This is a genomic window from Myxococcus sp. AM009, assembly GCF_013372605.1.
Taxonomy (GTDB): Bacteria; Myxococcota; Myxococcia; order Myxococcales; family Myxococcaceae; genus Myxococcus; species Myxococcus vastator.
Window position 1 is genome coordinate 1 of sequence record NZ_JABXEP010000331.1, and the last position, 1765, is coordinate 1765.

The following is a 1765-nucleotide window of genomic DNA, read 5'->3' on the forward strand; positions in this document are numbered from 1 at the left end:
CCACCCAGCTCCGGCCCGAAGGCATCCGCGGCCGTCGCGTGCAGCCCCAGCAGCGTGGCCAGGCTGGACAGCGAGCCCAGCAAAACGCCCGCGGCCAGCCCCAGCACCTGCGCCACCACCAGCCCCACCGCCGAGCAGCACAGCGCCGACAGCACCCAGCCTCGCTCCAGCGGCAGGCCCGCCATCAGCAGCGCGAGGCCCAGCACCTGCGTCACCATCGGCGCGGTGACGAGCAGCAGCAGCAGCATGCGCCGGACATAGACGGCCGTGGCCCGGTCTCCGCCCTCCGCTTGCTCGCTACACAACGTCCCCAGCCGGGCCCCTGGAACGCGGATGCCCGCGGCTCGCAGCCGGAAGTGCAGGTCCACCGGCCGGAATAGGAGCAACAGCAACAACTTCAGCAGCCCTGGGACCTGCTCCGGTGCATCCACGGAGCTCGGCCGTGTTCCCCCCTGTGCCAAGAAATCCCCCTATTCTCGGGTTCTAGTCCTCCAGCCTACCCTTCCCTTGCCGGAGGATCTCAAGTGAATCGCCGATGAGTGAAATCACGGTCGACGGTTCATTGAGCGTCACACCCCCGTCAAGGATGAGGTCCAGGCCATGGCCCAGTGCGTCTTTGATGTCCCTGGCGTCCGTGAGGGGCTCACCCTCCGTGTCGGTCGCGGAGGTCGTCACCAGGGGGCGGCCCAGGGCCCGGGCCAGCTCCCGGACGAGCGCCGCGTCAGGCACCCGGATGCCCACCTGCTTCTGCTTGGACATCATCAGGTCCGGCACCAGGCGCGTCGCTTCCAGGATGAAGGTGAACGCACCCGGAGTGAGGCCCTTCATGGTCCGGTAGGCGAAGTTGCTCACATGCGCATAGCGGGCCACGTCCGACAGGTCCGGACAGAGGAAGGACAGGGGCTTCTTCTTGTCGCGTCCCTTGAGCTGATACAGCCGCTCGATGCCCTTCTTGGAGCTCAAGTCACAGCCGAGCCCGAAGTAGGTGTCCGTCGGGTAGGCCAGCAGGCCGCCGCGCTCCAGCACCTCCACCGCGCGTTGGATGTGGCGGGGTGAGGGGTGCTCCATGTCCACCTCGAGGATGGGTGCGGCCATGATGTCCTCCGTGCCTCCCGTGGCTGCTGCTGAAGGTGTGGATGCCTGACAGCCTATGCCGTTCCCTGTGCGTCGTCCGCGCGGATCTCCCCGGAGGCCGCCAGGGCGCGCCGGGTGAGGACCGGCCCCACCAGTTCGTGGGCGGTGATCATGGCGACGATGAGCACCTCCACCTGGGGGCCAAAGGACGGAAACGTCCTGGACACCAGGGCCGCCAGGCCAAACGTCACGCCGGCCTGCGAAATGAGCCCCATCCACAGGTAGCGCTTGAGCCGGGGGTCGTCCGCCGGGGCGAAGCGGCGGCAGGAGAACCAGATGGCCACGCCGCGCAACCCCACCAGCAGCAGCGCCGCCGGACCCACCGTCAGCAGGGTGTCCAGCTTCAGCCCGGCGCCCGCCGCGGCGAAGAAGAGCGCGAACACGGGCAGCCCCGCCTGCTGGATGGCGTTGTGGATGCGCTCGCCCGCGCGCTCGTCCAGGTTCGCGATGAGCGCCCCCGCCGCCAGCGACACCAGCAGCGGGGACAGGTGCAGGCGCGAGCCCCCTTCGGCCGCCGCGAAGCACAGGCCCACCAGGAACAGCGGCAGCTCCTGCTTCACGCCGCGCATGTAGATGAGCATGCCCACGGCCAGCACCAGGCCCACCACCACCGAGCCGAACAGCTCCCACC

General features: G+C 69.1%; 2 protein-coding genes and 1 pseudogene. All 3 read right to left on the reverse strand.

Annotated features, from left to right (window positions below):
* Positions 1-461 (reverse strand): annotated as a pseudogene (locus HV824_RS35600) (hypothetical protein); the annotation flags it as partial.
* 22 nt (positions 462-483) lie between these two features.
* Positions 484-1095: an L-threonylcarbamoyladenylate synthase gene (locus tag HV824_RS35605; protein ID WP_176417839.1), complete on the reverse strand. Its 612-nt coding sequence runs from the start codon at positions 1093-1095 to the stop codon at positions 484-486.
* A 53-nt stretch (positions 1096-1148) separates the two neighbouring features.
* On the reverse strand, positions 1149-1765 hold a 617-nt coding region (locus tag HV824_RS35610), incomplete at its 5' end, for a cation:proton antiporter (protein WP_176425251.1).